Genomic DNA, 16,414 nt, shown 5'->3' with positions numbered 1-16,414 from the left:
GGCCATCGTTCAGTACGCCCTTCCTGGTCCGTTTTGTGACGTGGCTGGGGTTTCGCGAATCCCTTGGTAGATTCAGGCTGATCACCCGTCAGGGGTGTGGCATGCAATGAAAGGCTTGGTGGATTTTGACAGGGGCTACTGTCATATTCGCTATCTTCACTGCTCTGTTCGTGAGGTCGTTCGTGAGGGAGAGATCTACTCTCCGAAACGGAGTAGAGGTCGACGCGGTGTGCGAATACAATAAATGGCGGGACGGGGACGTCGCCAGCGTATGCAGTTTCGCTCTGGAAGACGGAAAGCGAATAGAGGTGCAAAGTTCGTATCGCCCCGAGCCCTCTTCACGAACCGGGAGAGCCGGTCAGGGTGCGGTATGATCCCGGAAATCCGAAAAAAGCGGTGTTGGTGAGCGACGAGGGCCGCCAGGCGGCTTTGATTCTGCTTTGCGCCATGAGTTTTGGCGCCATGACCTTGATGTTCGCAATCGCGGCGGCGTCCGAGTGATCGCTCCCTGCCTGGACGCAACACGAAGGCGACCGTCGCAGGGCCGCGCTGTGCGTGGAGCAGAACGACGACTGGACGCAGGTGTACGGCACAGCTACAAGTCAATGGCCGCCATTCTGACAGCCGCAGCCTGATGCCCGACACTGAATGGCCGCTGCGAGGGGAAGACTGCGGACACACCGGCGGATGGGGGAGGGGGCGGTGTCCGTGGCCGCGGTCGGCAGTACGGACTCGGCGCTCAAGCGGGCCAGGGTGGCACGGAACATGACGCTGGAGGAGGCAGCCGACGCCCTGAATGCGATCACCGGAGGCGCCTCGGACGCGAGCCTGTTGAGCGCGTGGGAGTCCGGCCGGCGCCGGACCGGCAAGCGGAACCGAGCCGGACTGTGCCAGTTCTACCGCGAACGCCCGGAGGTGCTGTTCGCCCACCAGGACGGGGCGGCCACCAGCGTGCTGGAGTCCTCCGGCACCGCAGTGGTGGTCGACGTGCTCACCCGCTGGACCGACCTGGTCGAGGCGATGGTCGACGTCGCCGCCGGAGCGCGCGAGCACCTGGTCGTCACCGGCTCCCGCAGCCGGGAAAAGGCGTACCTGGCGGCGATCGAGACGGCCGTGGCCCAGCATCCGGACCTGGTCCACTACCGGGTGCTGTACGGGCCGCCGCGGCACCGCGTGCTGGCCGACCACCTTCTGCGGCTGCTGGAGCTACGTGATCCGTCCGCGCGCCGCAACGGCGTCAAGACGCTGCACATCGGGATGGTGGAGCCCACCGAGGCGCTGGAACGCTTCTTCGTCGCCTCGGAGACCGCCGCGGTGGTGCCGCTGCCGTCCTTCCACGGGGCCGAGGGATTCGACTGCGGCGTCTTACTCGGTCGCGAGGCGGCAGTGGGTCTGGTCCACCATGGGCGGGAGGCGTGCGCGTCTGCACGGCCGGTGGAGACGATCGAGGCCGTCCGTGCGCTGCCGGTACGGCACAACTGACGTGGTGGGGAGAACCGTGAGCGAGAACCTTCAGCAGGCGGCCGAGGCCCGTACGGCGTCTGTGATCGAGCTGGCCCAGGAGCTGGTCCGGCGCCCGAGCCGGGCCGGGATCGACGACTACGGGCCCGTCCTTACCGTGCTGGAGGACTGGCTCGCCGCCCGTGATCTGCCGCACCGCCGCCTCCACGACGACGGGGGCGCCCTGGCGGGGCTGCTCGTGGAGATCCCCGGCGGGCACCCGGGGCCCTGGTGGACGCTGGATGCGTGCGTGGACACCGCCCCGTACGGCGACGAGAGTGCCTGGTCCTTCCCGCCGGCCTCCGGCGACATTGTGGACGGATGGCTGCTCGGCCGTGGCTCGTCCGACTCCAAGCTTGCCGCGGCGATGTTCTGCCACATCGCCGCCGACCTGCTGCCCCGCGCCGCTGACCTGCATGGCGGGCTCGCCGTGCTGTTGGACGTCGACGAGCACACCGGCGGCTTCGGCGGCGCCCGCGCCTACCTCGCCGACCCCACTGCGGCCCGCCCGGCCGGGGTGATGATTGGCTACCCGGGTCTGGACGAGGTCGTGGTCGGCGGCCGTGGTCTGTGGAGGGCCTCCCTTGCCGTGCACGCCCCCTCCGGGCACTCCGGGTCCAGCAAGAGCGTGGTCGGTGCCATCTCCCGCGCCGCCCACCTTGTACGGCTGCTGGACGCCGCCGACCTGCCCGGCGCCGACGGGACCTCGGCGTTTCCACTGCCGCCGAAGCTGTCGGTGACCTCCTTCCGCGGCGGCCAGGGCTTCTCGGTCACCCCCGACCGATGCGACCTCAACGTCGACATCCGCACCACCCCGACCTTCGACGCCCACGACGCCGAGACGCTCGTCCGCAAGGCCGTCGCCGAGATGGATGCGGAGCTGCCCGCCCCGAAGCCGACCGAGGTCACCCCCATCGCCACGTGGCCGCCGTTCCGCCTGACCGAGGGCGAGCAGCCCGCCGCCGCCCTGCTGAACGCCGCCGCCGAGGCAGGGCTGAGGGTGCGGGCGAAGACCGCGGGGCCGTCGAACATCGGCAACCTGCTTGCCGGGGAGGGAATCCGGGCCACGGCCGGCTTCGGGGTGCCGTACGAGGGGCTGCACGGCATCGACGAACGCGCCCACCTCGCCGAACTCCCCACGGTGTACGCCGTCTACCAGCGGGCCGTGCTCGATCTCCTTGGGGGCTGATGTCCCAGGCCCGCCCCAGTTTTCTCCCAGATCCGCTCCCAGCAAGTCCCCATCTCCGTCTCTGGGAACAGATCTTCGGTCGCGGTGACATAGAGGCAGCACCACCTCACATCCACCGATGACAAGGGAGGCCGGTCATGGCCGAGCAGACCATCGTCACCACCAAGCCCGCCGTCGAGAACAAGCCCGCCGCGGCGCCGAGCACCGGCGGCTTCGCGCCGCAGATCAGCACCCACCCGGTGGCGACCCTCACCCTGGGCCGCCAGACGTTCAACGACTCGGACAAGTCGAACTACTTCGAGGGCTGAAAGGCCCGCAGGACCTGACCGAGCACCCCGGGGGCCGGCCGTACGACGGCCGGCCCCCGGGCACGTCACAGGTCTGATCGAAAGGGGAGGCGAACGCATGGAACGAGAGTGGATGACCGGCGGCAGTGCCGCCGGGGACGGAGTGACGATCGACGGGCTCGGCGACGTGCGCCGGGCTCCGGGCACGCGGGTACAGGCGGTCGCCGAAGGACCGGTCGCCCTCGCGGTAGTGGGCGACTGCCCGGTCACCAAGCAGGAACTGCACGCCGCGTTCGCAGCCGTTCGGGCGGGGCAGTGGGGCGAACTGACCCGGTGGCCGGGCTCGTACTGGGTGGTCGCGAGTGACGGGCGGCAGCGGTTCGTGTGCGGAGACCTGGCCGGGATGCGGGCCGTCTACTACACCTTGCGAGGCGACGAAGGGACGGCGTGGGCGACTACGGCCCGTCTCCTGGGGCGTCCGCTCGTGCCGGATCTGCCGTGGCTGGCGGCGCGGCTCACGGTGGGTGAGCATCACTGGCCGCACCGCAGCCCGTACGAGGAGATCCGGCTGGTGCCTGGCGGGTTCGGTCTGCTGCTCGCACCGGGGGCGCCGCCGCAGCTCGTCGACGTCTCCGGCGTCGAGCCGGTGGACGAGCTCCGCGAGGGTGCCGACCGGTTCGGTCAGGTGCTTACTGAGGCTGTCCAGCACCGGGTCCGTGCCGCCGGTGGGGTGGCGGGGGCGGACTTGTCCGGCGGGCTGGACTCCTCGACGGCCGTCGTACTGGCCGCCGACGCCGGGACCGTGCACGCGGTGACGTACACGGACGGGTACACCAGCGGCGAGGACATGGCGTTCGCCTCCCGCGTGGCCGAGCACACCGGGATCGCGCACACGGTCCACATCGGCGCCGACGAGCAGTTGCCGTTCTCCTTCCCGGCTGGGCAGCCGACGGGGGTGGAGCCGGTGCTGGAGGCAGCGGTGTTCGCCATGGACGCCTCGTATCTGCACCCGGTGCGCGGGCTGCCGCTGCACCTGACCGGACACGGCGGGGACATCGTGCTCGACTCCTCTTCAGCGTGCTGGGTGCGGCTTCTCCAGGACGGCCGACGCCGCGAGGCCCATCGCCAGGTCGTCGCGTTCGCCCGGCTCCGCAACACCGCCCCGGGCCCGTACTGGAAGGCCCTGAAAGAGGCCGCCGTCCTCGGCCGGGCCGGCTCCCTGGAACGCACGGCACAGGCCCTGGAAAGCGGGCCCATCCCCCCGGAGGCCGCTGTGGCCGGCTGGTCGTGGTGCCGTCTGGGGGCTGGGGCGTCCTGGCTGACCGGCTACGGCCGCCACCAGGTCGCCGCTCTGCTGCGGCAGGCCGCTCGCGACCAGCAGCCGGAAGACGCGGACGAGTTCGACCAGTGGGCCGCCCTTCGGTCGGTGGGCGCCTCAGCCCGCGGCTGGGCCCCGTACGGGCGTACCCTCGGCATCCGGCCGGTGTATCCGTACCTGGACAACCAGGTCGTCCGCGCCGCCTTCGCCGTGCCGGCCCTCGCCCGGCGCGGGCTGGTGGCCTACAAGCCGCTGCTGCGGGCCTCACTGCCCGAGCTCCCGGACTGGCTGACCTCCCGCCGGTCGAAGGGGTCGTTCACCGCCCAGCGCATCGCCGGACTCGCCCGGCACCAAGGCCGGCTCGACGAGCTGACCGCTTCCAGTCCGCTCGCGGCCGGTGGGCTGATCGACCCAGCGGCCGTCCGTACCTCGCTGGCTCAGGCGGCCCGGGGGCAGAGCGCCACGGTGATCGCCGACCTGCACCAGCTGATCGTGACGTGCTGGTGGCTCACCGGCCAGACGACTAGGAGGGAGGTGGCGGCGTGCTGATCCCCGCCCGCCACGTTCACCACAACACGGGCCCGGACGGCACGGCGGTGATCGACGTTCGGCGGGAGACATGGCTGATGCTCGATCAGGATGCCTCTCGGATCTGGCACGCCATCACGGTCCGCGGCGGCACCGCCGGGCTCGCCGACGAGATCGCCATCCCCAACGGCCAGGACTCCCAGCAGGTTGGCGGCCAGATCGCCGCGTTCGTCGAGGAACTCGTTGCCGCCGGCGTGCTCGTCGACACCGACCGGCCTCGGCCCGTACGGCGAAGGTGGTGGCGGCGATGACGGTCATGGTCCCCACCGTCCGGTCCGCCGTTCCACGGCGCGACCGGCTGGTGGCCTCCGTCGCGCTCCCCCTCTCCCTGGCCGTGAGTCCGGTACCGCTGCGCTGGAAGCTTGCCGCCGTGCGACGGCTGCGCAGCCGGCCGTACGCGCGCCTGGCCCGGCTCGAAGCCCTATACACCGCGGTGCAGGCGGTGATTCCCTCGTGGTGGCCGAACCGGATCGCGTGCGCCGAGATCAGTCTCGCCACCGTTATCGCGACCGCGCTGACCGGCTGCCAGGCCCGCTGGGTACACGGCGCCCGCTTCATGCCCCACGCCGCACACGCCTGGACGGAGGTCCCCGAGGGCGCGGTCGGCCGGGACATCGGCGACGCCGTCGACCGGCCCTGGATGCCGGTCCTCACCGTGCCGTAGAGGGCTTGGGCTGCCGTGGTCCGGGGCTGGCCCAAGTCTCCCCACCCCGGATCACGGCTTCACTCGATCGGATGAAATTAGCGCGGGGTGGCTGACGGTAGGGCTTGGTCGACCAGCGGCGATGCGGGTCTGCCGGAACAATCCCGTTGCCCGGCCGCCCCGTTCAGCTCCCTGATGGGGCTCGTGAGTTCTTCCGCATCCTCGCCGCCCGTCGCCGCCGCGGGCCAGCCGCCGGTCATGCGCCTGGCCTCCGACCGGCACTTCGAGGCGAGCGTCAACCTGTCCACCGCCGCGATAGCGCGCCGACTGCCCCACACCCTCGCCGAGGCTGCCCGGCTCGGCTGGCGCACCGACCGCCGTGCCGTCCTGGCCCTGCTGACCTGCCAGATCGGCGCCGCCGCCCTCACCGCGACCGCGCTCGCGGCCACCACCCGCGTGCTGGCCGCCGTCTTCACCGGAGGCGACATCGCCGACGGGCTCCGGGGCAACCTGACCGCCATGGTGATCCTTACCCTCGCCGCGTCCGGCCGCTACCTGCTGGACGCCGCGGCCCGCGCAGCCGCCGCCCGGCTCGCGCCGAAGACCGTACGCGAAGCGGACCTTGCGGTCATCACCGCGGCGACCGCCGCCGAGCTGGTGGCGTACGAGGACCCGGACTTCGAGGACGCCCACGCCGCCGCCTCCGACGGAGCGGAGAAGACCGGCGACCTCATCCTCGACGCTCAACTCCTCACGTCCGCGGCGGCGCAGATGGCCGCCGCAGCAACGGTCGTCACCGTGCTGCACCCGGTGATGCTCCCCTTGCTGGTCCTCTCCGTCGTCCCCTGCGCGTGGGGCGCCCTACGCGGCGCTCGGATCGAGCACGCCGCCCACCACCACAACCTCGCCGACTCCCGGCTCCGCAACGTCTTCCGCTCCTACACCACCGAGCGCAACACCGCCGACGAGGTCCGCGCGGGCACCATGGCCGCCTTTCTTATTCGGCAGTACCGCATCGTCTCCGGCCGCCTGGAGACCGAACAACTCAAGGCCACCCGGCAGGCCTTGGTCGCGCAGGGGATCGGTGACGCACTCACCGCGGTTGGCACCGCTGCGACCTGGGGCGTGCTCGTGTTCCTGGTGGCGAGTGGCCGGATGGAGCTTGCGGTCGCGGGGACTGCAGCCTTGGCGGTATGGACCTCTATGGCGGCTCTTGCGACGACGGTGCGGGCCGGGGCCCGGCTGTTCCGCACCTCGCTGTCCCTGGACGACTGGGCCCGGTTCCTCGCCGTGGCCAAGCCGTGGACGACCCGCCGTGGCTCGACCCCGGTCGCCGAGGACGGGCCACAGGTGATCACCGCCCGGGGTGTCTGCTTCACCTACCCTGGCGCCGATACCCCCGCGCTCGACGGCATCAACCTGGACCTCAAGCGCGGTGAGGTCATCGCCCTGGTCGGCGAGAACGGCGCTGGCAAGAGCACCCTCGCCCGCATCCTGACCGGCCTCTTCCTGCCCACCAGCGGTTCAGTGCGGTGGGACGGGGTGGAACTGACGGACGCCGACCCGGCCGGGGTGCTCTCCAAGGTGGCGCTCGTGCCGCAGGACTACACCCGCTGGCCTCTGGCCGTCCGCGAGAACATCACCCTCGGTCAGCCCCGCCCCGACGGCGACGCCGCCGTGCACGCCGCCGCCGAGGCGGCCGGCGCCGACAGCGTCATCGCCGCGCTGCCCCACGGGCTGGACACCTCGCTGGCCCGATCCTGGTGGGGAGGACACGATCTCTCGGGCGGACAGTGGCAGCGCGTCGCGGTCGCTCGCGCGTTCCATCGCGATGCTCCCGTCCTCGTGATGGACGAGCCGACCGCCGCGCTCGATGCCCGTGCCGAGCACCGGATTTACACCCGGCTCAGGGCACTCGCCGAGGGACGGGCGACCGTGTTCGTCACACATCGGCTGGCCAATACCCGCCTCGCCGACCGCATCATCGTCCTCGACCGAGGGCGCATCGCCGAGACGGGCCCCTTCGACGAACTCGTCAACCAGGGAGCCGCCTCGATCTTCTTTGAGATGCTCAAACTCCAGGAAGATCAGACGTAACCCCAGTCAGATCCAGGCCCTTCACTTGGCTACTTCCCCTTTACTTGCCCTTAGCGAGCTGATCGACTCGGGCGGCCGTGATACCGAGGAGTTCGGCGACTTCCCTCAGCTTCAGCCCACGGTCGCGAAGCTCACGAACCGATGCTCCCCGCACCTCCTTGACGCGCTTAATCGCGTCGGGCATCAGATCGTCGCCCAGTACACGTGCAGCTCGCTCCCGCTCCACGGGATCTGTGATGCCGCTCAGGCAATCGAAAGCGGCGTTGATATGCCCGGCTATGCGGTCGCGGAGGTCACCGAGCACGTCGGGTGTCTCAGTCATACCGCCAGGCTACGGCGCATCAGAGCCAATTTCAACACCCCCCTATAAACGGGTGCCGCCCATGACCACACCAACGACTGACCTGGCCACCAGTCACGACAAAGACTGTTGCAGTACTGGCCGCTCCGGCCGGCCCTGGAAGCGAATATCCGCGAGGTGCGCCCCGACTACACCGCCGCGGTTGTGCAGCCTTTCCGCGAAGAACCGGAACCGCACGGGCCGGGCATGCCGCTGTTCGGATGGCGGCTTCTCCACCCGGTCGGCCCGGACACCACCTGGGAGGAGACCGTCGATACCGCGACGTGGAACAGCTCCACGACCATGTCCGGCTGGTTCGTCGACCGCGTCCCCGGGCTCCAGCCGGCCGAACTGGCCCGCCTCCTGCGCCAGCACGACGTACCGGCCCTGTTCTGCGCGGACTGCGGCAGCCCCATCACCGACCGCCATCCACGCTGGACCGGCGTCTGGGCCACGCCCGACAGCGACGCCGGCCCCTTGCGCGAAGACCCTTACACAAGCCCGGCCGGTCCGGAACCGCTGCTCGGAATGCTTACCGACGAGGAATTCGGCACCCCCCACCGTCCCGCCTGATGTCCTCTTCAGAGTTCCGCTTTCCGGGGCGGACCCGAGCCTTGGCACCACCGTGGCGGGGGCCGCGTACCGTACGCGCAGGAAGAAGAAGGAGGCCCAGATGGATGCCACCCTCAAGACCGTCATCGGCGGGGAACTCGTGGAGCTCCCCGGCACCATCGCGGGCGTCCGTGCCGCGCTTCCCCCCCCCGAGCGGAGGGACGAGTTCGACCGCGAGATCGCGCATGCCCCGGCCACCGAACTCCCTCTCGTCCTGGTCCGCTGGGCCCTGGCCGGGACCGGCGCCGAGGAGGAGGACGAGGCGCTCTTCGAGCGCCTGGTCCGCGGCGAGGACATCGGCGCCCACAAACCGAGCGACGCCGGTACGCCGGGCCCGGAGGAAGCCTGAGCCGCAACCGCATCCCGTACGCCCCACCCCCCGACCAGACCCGCAACACCATGCGGACCAGATTCGACGCCGGCATGCAACGCCGTGCGGCCGATCCGTACGGCCACGGCTCTGCGCCGGTCAAAAGCGACCACAACCGACGGGAGGCGGCGGCCAGCGGCACCGTCAGGCCGCGGTGACCGAGGTCGTAGCGTTGCGCTGGGCCCATGCCGAGCGTGCAGGGTGAACCGCCCCATCTGTCGCACATTCGGCAGGCGCCGGTGAAGTGGCGTGAGCCGGCGCTGCGATGACGCGGGCGGCTCTCTTAGCCAACTTTCCGTGACGTGACTACCGATACGCCGTGGGGCGACTTCACCGAAACTTCGCGACGGTGGGCGACGCGTCAGTCCAGCTGGGTGAAGTCAAGGCCGACGATGGCCCGCTCAATGCTGTCGCTGGACTTGGTCGAAGAGGGCGAGGGCTTCAGCAGGGTCCGGGCTCACGAGGCGTTCCAGACCAGCCATCGTGATGTTCGCCCATCTGCCGGCCCGTGCCCACATCTGCTCCTCGAAGGCGCGGACGGCCTCGTCCAGGTCTCCAGGGCCGGGGGCGGCGGCGATGGACTCGGCGAGTTCGGCGCCTTCCAGCATCGCGAGGTTCGCGCCCGCTCCCAACGGGGGCATCAGGTGGGCGGCGTCGCCCAGAAGCGTCACCCCGGAGACGTGGGCCCAGGCGTGGGACTCGGGCAGGACGTAGAGGGGGCGCGGGACGAAAGCTGGGCCGTGGCGGAGGAGGTCGAGGACGGGAGCGGCCCAGCCGTCGAACAGAGCCAGCAGACTCGATCGCGCGGCCTCGACGTCGGCCAGGTCCAGGTGTGTGTGCCAGTCCAGCGGCGTGCGGAACTGGACGTATACCTTGACGTGACCGCCGCTGTTGCGCTGGGCGACGAGAGCTCGGTTCACGCCGTACACGGCCACGGATCCGTCGCCGATCAACCGGGCGAGGTCAGGGTGGCGGATGTCGACGTCGTCCAGGGAGCCCTCGACCAAGGTGACGCCGGTGTATCGCGGCGTCACGGACGAGACCGCCGGGCGGACCCGGGACCAGGCGCCGTCCGCGCCGATCACGAGGTCGAACGTCTCCTGTCGCCCGTCCGCGAAATGGACCAGCACGCCATCCCGGCTCTCCGGCGCCACCTCCGTCACGCCCCGCCCCCACTGAACGTCCAGAGGCCCGAGCAGCAGGTCACGGAGTTGCCTGCGGTCGATCTCGGGGTTGGCCCGGTCGTCCGGACGGGGTCGCCAGTCGCGCAGGACGGTCCCGTCCGCGTCCAGGATGCGCATGGCCTGCCCCTCGGGACGAGACAGCGCCTGGAACTCCGCCAGCAGCCCCGCCTTGTCCAGCGCGAGCTGGCCCAGCCCTTCGTGCAGGTCCAGCGTGCCGCCCGGGGGGCGGGCGCCGCGGGCGGGATCGCGTTCAAGGACGGTGACGGGGTGACCATGACGGTGCAGGACGCGGGCGAAGGTAAGGCCGGCGGGGCCGCTGCCGATCACGGCGATACGATGTCTCATATCGATACACTGTATTTCCTCATTACGATGCATCGCAACAGTTCGGAGTGACCATGACTGTGTGGGACCGGCCGGAGCCGCCGGCTCGCCCCGTGCCGCTCGACCGGGAGCGGATCGTCGCCGCCGCCATTGAGCTGGCCGACGAGGGCGGCCTTGCGGCGGTGTCGTTGCGCAAGGTCGCCGCCCGGCTGGAGGCCGGCCCGATGCGGCTGTACGGATACATCTCCACCAAGGAGGAGCTGTTCGACCTCATGGTGGACGAGGTCCAGGCCGAGATCCTCCCCGAGGAGCAGCCCGGCGACTGGCGGGAGGCGCTGCGCGTCCTCGCCCACCGCACCAGGCAGGCCGCCCTCCGTCACGAATGGCTGGCCGACCTCCTCGGCGGCCGCCCAGCCCTGGGCCCGAACGGCCTCGCCGTGGCCGAGTCCACCCTGTCCGCCCTCGACGGCCTCGCCGACATCGACACCGTCATGCGCGTCGTGGAGACGGTCAGCGCCTACTTCACGGGCGCGATCAGGCGCGAGATCGCGAATCTGCGGGCCGAGCGCGCCACGGGCCTGTCCAAGCACGACTGGCAGCGTGCCCGCGGCCCGCACCTGACGAGAGTGCTGGCCACGGGCCGCTTCCCGGCGCTGACCAAGGCCGTGTACGACGGCACGGACGTGGACGCCGAGGCATCCTTCACGATCGGCCTGGACTGGGTCCTCGACGCCGTGGCCGCCAAACTCGCCCGGCCGCCGGCGTGACGCTCAGCTCCTGCCGAATGTGAGCGAGGCCGAGCCGTACTGCTCAACGGGCATGGCAGGGTTCTTCACAGAGGTGACGGTCAGGCGGCTGTGCCGAAGCCGGAGGCGGCCGGGTCCTGGTCGCGGAGTTGGGTGAAGTCGACGTCGAGTTTCGGGTCGTACGCCTCGGGCTGGATGGCGCGGCATCCGGGCCGGGAATCAGCGAGTGCACGCCGCGCCCCAGGGCACGGTCGCGTACCGCGTGCGGAGAGGAAGGGGAAGAGCAGAATCTTCCACGGCCAGGAGGACGAGCCGCCGGGATTCGTACCCCCTGACACTGCCGGGACCGCAGCCGTGCATGATCAGCGTCTACCAACTGATCTAAGGGGAGACATGCCCAAGGAGAAGCACCTGAACAAGGCGAAGGAACTCGCCGAGCAGACGCTGGAGGGGCTCCTCGACCAGGGAGCGAAGGCGCAGACACTGGCGCTGCTCGCGCTCACGCACGCTGTGCTGGAGACCGGGTACGACATCGACAACGTCCGCGACGCCACCCAGGAGAAATCCTCGTGAGGCGGAGCTCCAGATACGCGTCAGTCCTGGTTGGGCCGGGCGGCATACTCGCCGTCGACCCGCGGCGGCGCCTGCCCTGACCGGCCCCGCCGCGGCCGCTGCGGACATCAAGCACCGCCGCCGCCGGGTCGCCCGTCAAGACGCCCTGTGGCAGCGGACGTACGCCGCGCTGGTACGCGACCTGGCCGGCACTGAGCGGGGCGGCAACACCCGCGCCGCCCGGGCCCTGAGCGTCACCGACGTCCAGATCGGCCGGATCATCAAGGACGACGACCGGCGCCGGGCCGCTCTCACCGACGCCGTGCACGCCACGTACACCGCCGGGGTCTGATCAGCTCGGCCGCGCCCTCGGCGACAAGTGCGCCGTCGGGTGCGCCACGGCTCGGGCACGCGGCGCTGGTCTGCCCGGGCCAGGTGGGGGTGTCCTGGTCGGTACCGTCATGCCGGGGTGGGAAGCCGGTTGTCGATCGTCACCACGACGGGATCCCCTTCTTGGTGGAGGGGCCCTGCTGAGGACCCAGGCGGTCGCGTTGTAGACATCGGAGGCCATGGCCCAGTCGGCGTAGGCGATCAGTTCCTCGGCGCCTTCGCGGTCCGGCCTGCGCAGGGAGTTGTTCGCCGTGCGGTAGAGGGCCAGGAGCATGGCGACCAGCGACCGGCCGGAGAGGACTGCGGCCACCAGGCCGTTCTCGCGTTCTTCGAGGGACGGCGTCCGGAAGTGCGGGTGGCTGCCTACCTGTGCTGCCACGAACTCCCAGGTGTCCCGATGGCAGACGAGGGTGGCCGACGCGACTTTCCCGGCCCTCATGATCGCCCAGATCCTGCCCTTCCAGGTGAGCGGATACGGTTCCTTCATCGCCTCACCGGGGCCCTGCTCGCCGGCCTCCAGCACCGCGCGGGCAACATCGTGGTCCCCTGCTTCGCAGCCATCGGATCCCGGCTCGGACCGCCCGGCTTCAGGTGGTGACTGGCCGGCTTCGCCCTCGTCGGCCGCGGCGGCATCGATGCCTGCGGAGGCTCCCGGCTCGTCATCTTCGGGCGAGTCGCCCGCCAAGAGCTTCGGGGCGGCCGGTTCCACCTGGGGCGCCGGCTCCTGGTCCGGTGCCTGCTGCGGCCCGGGAAGGACGACAGGATCCGGCTCGTGCCCGGTGTCGGTCCCCACCTGGGCCGTATACGGGTCTTGCGCCGAAGCCACGGTCGTCGGCACCCGCACCCGCACCGGCGCCGCGGCCCGCACCGCCTCCAGGATCTTGCCGACGTCCTCACGCAAAGCCTCGAGCCCGTGGTGCAGCCGGTCCATGTCCCGGCGCAGGTCGTTCACCGCGGCAACGGCGTCACTGGCCCGCTTGCCCGCATTGTGGGCGCTGGTCCGCGTCTCGTGCTGCGACGACTTCACGTCGGCGAGGTCGACCTCGCGCAGCCCTGCGAACTCGGCGGTGAACGCGGCCCGAAGGTCCCGCTCCAGGTCGTTGACCCTGGTGCCCAGACCGTCGACCGTTCTCTTCATCTCGTTCTTCGTGTCGATCACGATCGTCACGATGTCGTCCCTGCGCGGCAAGAAAAGCCCCCACCCGAAGCGTGTAGTCGGATAACTGCACTGCGTAGTCTGGCCGGGCGGTACGCGTACGTATGCGACTTCTTGAACTTGGCTTGATCCATCCACATGCGGGCCGATCAGCACCGGTCGAACCGGCGGGCGGGGCGCTGCCGGGGCGGCCCGTACGTACGGGGCAAGCGCGCCGAGGAGCACGGTCCCGGCGTGGGCGATGCGGTGCCGTTCGGATCGCGCCCGTCCGTCATCCGGCACGGCGGCCGTGTTGCGGACGGCGGCCGATGGGTCGCGAAGTCCGCCTGTGCTGCGGCTGGTGCGGGAGAAGTTTCCAGCCGCTACGGTCCCGGCATGACAGACGAGATCTCACCTGCGGCCTTACCTCTCGAATCGTCATGGTCCCCGGACTACTGGTTGTACTCCGCCGGCCAGTGGACGCGCCTCGACCACGACCCTGTGCCCGACACCCCCACTGCCGATGGCGACTGGGCGCAGATGCTGCAGGAGGCCGGCTTCAGGTCGTGGTACGAGGTCGCGGCTCCCCCGAAGGCGTACAACTTCCCCATCCCCTTGGAGCTATGTGTCTACGAACGGTCCACCGGCCCCCGGCCGCGCTTCGCCGTCGAACTGCGGAGCGACCTCGTCCTGACGGTCTTCTGCGAGGAGTTGCCCGACCTCATGGACCTGCTGGCGAAGTGGGCGCCGACTGTGCACGCCCTCGCCGCCGCCAGCCAGATCGCCAAGGAACAGGCGGAATACGGATGACCCGCTCGTTCCCGCCTCTCAGCGAAAGACGGGTCCGGGCTACAGGTCCAGGACGGCCTTGAGCGCCTGGTCGATGCGGGTCATGGCCTCGGCGGGGACGGAGCCGCGGCACGTCGCGCCGTCGAAGCGGCCGGCCTTGAGCTGCTGGATGTTCGCGGCGACCGCGGTGCAGGGGACGGGGTCGCCGATCACCACGGACATGGCGGTGTCGGGGTACCTCCCGCTGGGGTGCAGCACGATGGCCAGCACCACGCCGAACGCGGCCTCCAGCCCCTCCAAGGAGACGATCAGAACGTCGCGGCCGCCGGACAGTTTTCGCTGCGTCTCATAGGCTGTCACCCTCGTCCGCCAGCTCTTGCCCGTGCAAACCGAGGGCGGCGATCTGACGGGTGTCGAGGTTCTCATGAGAGCAAGATCAGCCAACCTCGATGAGTGATCCAGTGCCCCAGCCTCACCTTTCTTCACAAGAAAATCACAGGGTACGGCTCTTGGCTCCCTTGTTGAGGCTTTGGTTCCGGTTGTCGGTCCTGGGGGTTGAATCGCGCCATGCTCCCGTCAAGCCTGTTTTGCCACTGTTTCTTCACCTAGAGTTTCCAGGCCGCCCGCCGATTGGATCAGACCGTTCTCTCGTCCCGTCGGTGGTGCGCAACGAGTCACAGGGGGCGTCGCGGCGCGGCCGCTTCGCCCCCTGCCATGAGATGACGACACGAGGGGGGACTTTGCGTCTCAAAGGCAGAGTTACGAAGAGACATGCCCTGGCGACCGGATTACTTACAGCCGCGATTTTCCTGGGGGCTGCCACTGCCGCTCAAGCCGACGATCTCGATAACTTGTACAGCCCGGAGGCATGCAAAGCTCCGGGAGTGTCCGGATTCGGCTTCCACATCTATTATAACTCCGATAGACAAGGCGCATACCGCAACATCGGGGTGGGCCGTCTATAACTTCGACGATGTACCAGACGGGGTGGTCGGGGTAACTACGCCGCTGCGGTTCTGCCAACTTGGCGTCAGCAATCCGTGGCCGGGCTCGAATCAGAAGATCAAGAACAATGCCGCCTCGGGCGAGAACGACCACCCTAGATTCAAGGCACGTGTGTTCTTCAATAGCGGTTACAAGGGCGCACAGGATGTGATGAAACCTTACCAGCACATCAACCGGTTCTCACACGTCTACAACCAAAACGCCTCCTTTCAGTTCACCAGCTGACGGAGCGAAGGGAGACGAACGATGAAACTGACGGTGAAGGCAACGGCTCCGGTCACGGCGCTCATGCTCGCAGCAGGGGCAGGCACCGCCTACTGCCTGTCCAATGGCAACGACGCACACGGCCACTCCGACAAAATCTCCGCGCACAGCCCGGCTGCGGATAGCCCAGGTGGCGCGGGCGCATGTGGGGAGCCAGGACAATCCCGCGACGTGGCGGCTGCCCGTCGAGGCGTACATGCCCAGCCCGCAGCAGGCGCACTTGGTCGCCAACACACGGGACGAGCTGATCAGCCAGTGCATGGACAAGGCGGGCTACTCCTCCTGGAAGTCGGCGCCCGACCTGCCCGAGCTCGGGGGCAAGACACTCACCGACTGGCGCTACGGCATTCACGATGCCGCGCTTGCCTCGACGCGCGGCTACCACCCGGCCGCAGAAGAGCAGAAGGCCTACGACGAGGCGATGGAGATCGGCGCAGTCGACAAGTCCGGGGCACCCAAGGAGGCGGTCAGGGCCTGCGCCGAGAAGGCGGACGGCGACATACCCGTCGCACAGCCTGCGGACATCGTCCAGCAGATCAGCGGCGATGCGTTCATGGAATCGCAGGAGAACCCCAAGGTCGTCGCAGCGTTCGCGCAGTGGTCTACCTGCATGAAGTCCAGTGGTTACTCGTACAAGAAGCCGCTGGACGCCAGCGATGATCTCCGCTTCGGCGATCCGCACAAGGTATCGAAACTGGAGGTCGAGACAGCCGAGGCGGACCTCACCTGCCGGGGCAAGTACGACGTGGCTCGCGTGTGGTTCGACGCCGAGTCGACCCTCCAACGCGCCAAAATCGCCGATCACCTCAAGGAGGTCAACGACGCCGTCAAGGCGACCAACAAGGCCGTCGCCAAGGCGAAGGCAGCCTGACACTCCACGTCTCGCGACGGCCGCAGCCACCCACGCTTCGGGTGGTTGTGGCAGCCCGCCCGTCGCCTCCAACCGCTTCGGAGTCCTTTCACCCCTCGCCCTAGACCTTCCACGCGACTGTCGGCAGTGTCCTGGCCGGCTTGGCCCGGTGATCGGTGTCGTAGGCATCTCCAGTACTGCTGACGCTCTTGGAGCGTTCCAGTGAGTTCA

The 16,414-nt window shown here is 69.5% G+C and carries 20 protein-coding genes; 15 read left to right on the top strand and 5 right to left on the bottom strand.

Annotation, left to right across the window (positions count from 1 at the left end; all coding sequences use genetic code 11):
- The first annotated feature begins 321 nt into the window (after positions 1-321).
- From AB0I22_RS35755 to AB0I22_RS35720, 8 genes are all read left to right on the top strand, one after another.
- A complete protein-coding gene (locus AB0I22_RS35755) occupies positions 322-501 on the top strand; it encodes a DUF3592 domain-containing protein (protein WP_363135184.1) in 180 nt (59 codons plus the stop codon).
- 201 nt (positions 502-702) lie between these two features.
- The gene (locus AB0I22_RS35750; protein WP_363135182.1) at positions 703-1,482 is read left to right on the top strand and encodes a helix-turn-helix transcriptional regulator; all 780 of its coding nucleotides are present in this window, start codon (positions 703-705) and stop codon (positions 1,480-1,482) included.
- Positions 1,483-1,498: 16 nt separating this feature from the next.
- Positions 1,499-2,689, top strand: coding sequence for a M20/M25/M40 family metallo-hydrolase (locus tag AB0I22_RS35745; RefSeq protein WP_363135181.1), 1,191 nt, complete (start codon positions 1,499-1,501; stop codon positions 2,687-2,689).
- 137 nt (positions 2,690-2,826) lie between these two features.
- A complete protein-coding gene (locus AB0I22_RS35740; RefSeq protein WP_363135180.1) occupies positions 2,827-2,997 on the top strand; it encodes a hypothetical protein in 171 nt (56 codons plus the stop codon).
- A gap of 97 nt (positions 2,998-3,094) precedes the next feature.
- Complete coding sequence (locus AB0I22_RS35735) at positions 3,095-4,843, top strand: asparagine synthase-related protein (RefSeq protein WP_363135179.1); 1,749 nt, start codon at positions 3,095-3,097, stop codon at positions 4,841-4,843.
- The gene (locus AB0I22_RS35730; RefSeq protein ID WP_363135178.1) at positions 4,837-5,133 is read left to right on the top strand and encodes a hypothetical protein; all 297 of its coding nucleotides are present in this window, start codon (positions 4,837-4,839) and stop codon (positions 5,131-5,133) included. Before AB0I22_RS35735 ends, AB0I22_RS35730 begins: the two co-directional genes overlap by 7 nt.
- Entirely contained in the window at positions 5,130-5,546 is a 417-nt protein-coding gene (locus AB0I22_RS35725) for a lasso peptide biosynthesis B2 protein (protein ID WP_363135177.1), read from the top strand. The genes AB0I22_RS35730 and AB0I22_RS35725 overlap by 4 nt, the downstream gene beginning before the upstream one ends.
- A gap of 183 nt (positions 5,547-5,729) precedes the next feature.
- Complete coding sequence (locus AB0I22_RS35720; RefSeq protein ID WP_363135176.1) at positions 5,730-7,622, top strand: ATP-binding cassette domain-containing protein; 1,893 nt, start codon at positions 5,730-5,732, stop codon at positions 7,620-7,622.
- A gap of 40 nt (positions 7,623-7,662) precedes the next feature.
- Here the strand turns inward: AB0I22_RS35720 and AB0I22_RS35715 are convergent, their stop codons facing one another.
- Complete coding sequence (locus AB0I22_RS35715) at positions 7,663-7,944, bottom strand: hypothetical protein (RefSeq protein WP_363135175.1); 282 nt, start codon at positions 7,942-7,944, stop codon at positions 7,663-7,665.
- Positions 7,945-8,169: 225 nt separating this feature from the next.
- On the opposite strand from AB0I22_RS35715, the gene AB0I22_RS35710 reads away from it, so the two are divergent.
- Positions 8,170-8,535 (top strand): hypothetical protein, encoded by a 366-nt coding sequence (locus tag AB0I22_RS35710; protein WP_363135174.1) that lies wholly within the window; start codon positions 8,170-8,172, stop codon positions 8,533-8,535.
- Between the two features lie 100 nt (positions 8,536-8,635).
- Positions 8,636-8,923 carry a hypothetical protein gene (locus tag AB0I22_RS35705; protein ID WP_363135173.1) on the top strand — a complete coding sequence of 96 codons (288 nt, stop codon included), beginning with the start codon at positions 8,636-8,638 and terminating at the stop codon, positions 8,921-8,923.
- Positions 8,924-9,345: 422 nt separating this feature from the next.
- On the opposite strand, the gene AB0I22_RS35700 is transcribed toward AB0I22_RS35705, so the two are convergent.
- On the bottom strand, positions 9,346-10,473 hold the full coding sequence (locus AB0I22_RS35700; protein WP_363135172.1) for an NAD(P)/FAD-dependent oxidoreductase: 1,128 nt from the start codon (positions 10,471-10,473) through the stop codon (positions 9,346-9,348).
- A gap of 53 nt (positions 10,474-10,526) precedes the next feature.
- Here AB0I22_RS35700 and AB0I22_RS35695 point away from each other — a divergent pair, with 53 nt between their 5' ends.
- Complete coding sequence (locus tag AB0I22_RS35695; protein ID WP_363135171.1) at positions 10,527-11,219, top strand: TetR/AcrR family transcriptional regulator C-terminal domain-containing protein; 693 nt, start codon at positions 10,527-10,529, stop codon at positions 11,217-11,219.
- A gap of 80 nt (positions 11,220-11,299) precedes the next feature.
- On the opposite strand, the gene AB0I22_RS35690 is transcribed toward AB0I22_RS35695, so the two are convergent.
- Positions 11,300-11,536: a hypothetical protein gene (locus tag AB0I22_RS35690; protein ID WP_363135170.1), complete on the bottom strand. Its 237-nt coding sequence runs from the start codon at positions 11,534-11,536 to the stop codon at positions 11,300-11,302.
- A 55-nt stretch (positions 11,537-11,591) separates the two neighbouring features.
- Between AB0I22_RS35690 and AB0I22_RS35685 the strand changes: the two genes are divergently transcribed.
- Positions 11,592-11,771: a hypothetical protein gene (locus tag AB0I22_RS35685; RefSeq protein ID WP_363135169.1), complete on the top strand. Its 180-nt coding sequence runs from the start codon at positions 11,592-11,594 to the stop codon at positions 11,769-11,771.
- Between the two features lie 331 nt (positions 11,772-12,102).
- Here AB0I22_RS35685 and AB0I22_RS35680 read toward each other — a convergent pair whose 3' ends face one another.
- Positions 12,103-13,308, bottom strand: a complete 1,206-nt coding sequence (locus tag AB0I22_RS35680; protein ID WP_363135168.1) for a hypothetical protein — start codon at positions 13,306-13,308, stop codon at positions 12,103-12,105.
- Between the two features lie 363 nt (positions 13,309-13,671).
- On the opposite strand from AB0I22_RS35680, the gene AB0I22_RS35675 reads away from it, so the two are divergent.
- Entirely contained in the window at positions 13,672-14,085 is a 414-nt protein-coding gene (locus AB0I22_RS35675; protein WP_363135167.1) for a hypothetical protein, read from the top strand.
- A gap of 39 nt (positions 14,086-14,124) precedes the next feature.
- Here the strand turns inward: AB0I22_RS35675 and AB0I22_RS35670 are convergent, their stop codons facing one another.
- The gene (locus AB0I22_RS35670; RefSeq protein WP_363135166.1) at positions 14,125-14,424 is read right to left on the bottom strand and encodes a hypothetical protein; all 300 of its coding nucleotides are present in this window, start codon (positions 14,422-14,424) and stop codon (positions 14,125-14,127) included.
- Positions 14,425-15,051: 627 nt separating this feature from the next.
- On the opposite strand from AB0I22_RS35670, the gene AB0I22_RS35665 reads away from it, so the two are divergent.
- Together AB0I22_RS35665 and AB0I22_RS35660 are read left to right on the top strand one after the other, a co-directional pair.
- Positions 15,052-15,294, top strand: a complete 243-nt coding sequence (locus AB0I22_RS35665; protein WP_363135165.1) for a hypothetical protein — start codon at positions 15,052-15,054, stop codon at positions 15,292-15,294.
- A 103-nt stretch (positions 15,295-15,397) separates the two neighbouring features.
- Positions 15,398-16,204, top strand: a complete 807-nt coding sequence (locus AB0I22_RS35660) for a hypothetical protein (protein ID WP_363135164.1) — start codon at positions 15,398-15,400, stop codon at positions 16,202-16,204.
- Positions 16,205-16,414 lie beyond the last annotated feature (210 nt).

This window comes from Streptomyces sp. NPDC050610, from assembly GCF_040654875.1.
Taxonomy (GTDB): Bacteria; Actinomycetota; Actinomycetes; order Streptomycetales; family Streptomycetaceae; genus Streptomyces.
The sequence above is the reverse complement of the archived record's forward strand: the minus strand, read 5'-3'. Positions and strand labels throughout refer to the sequence as shown.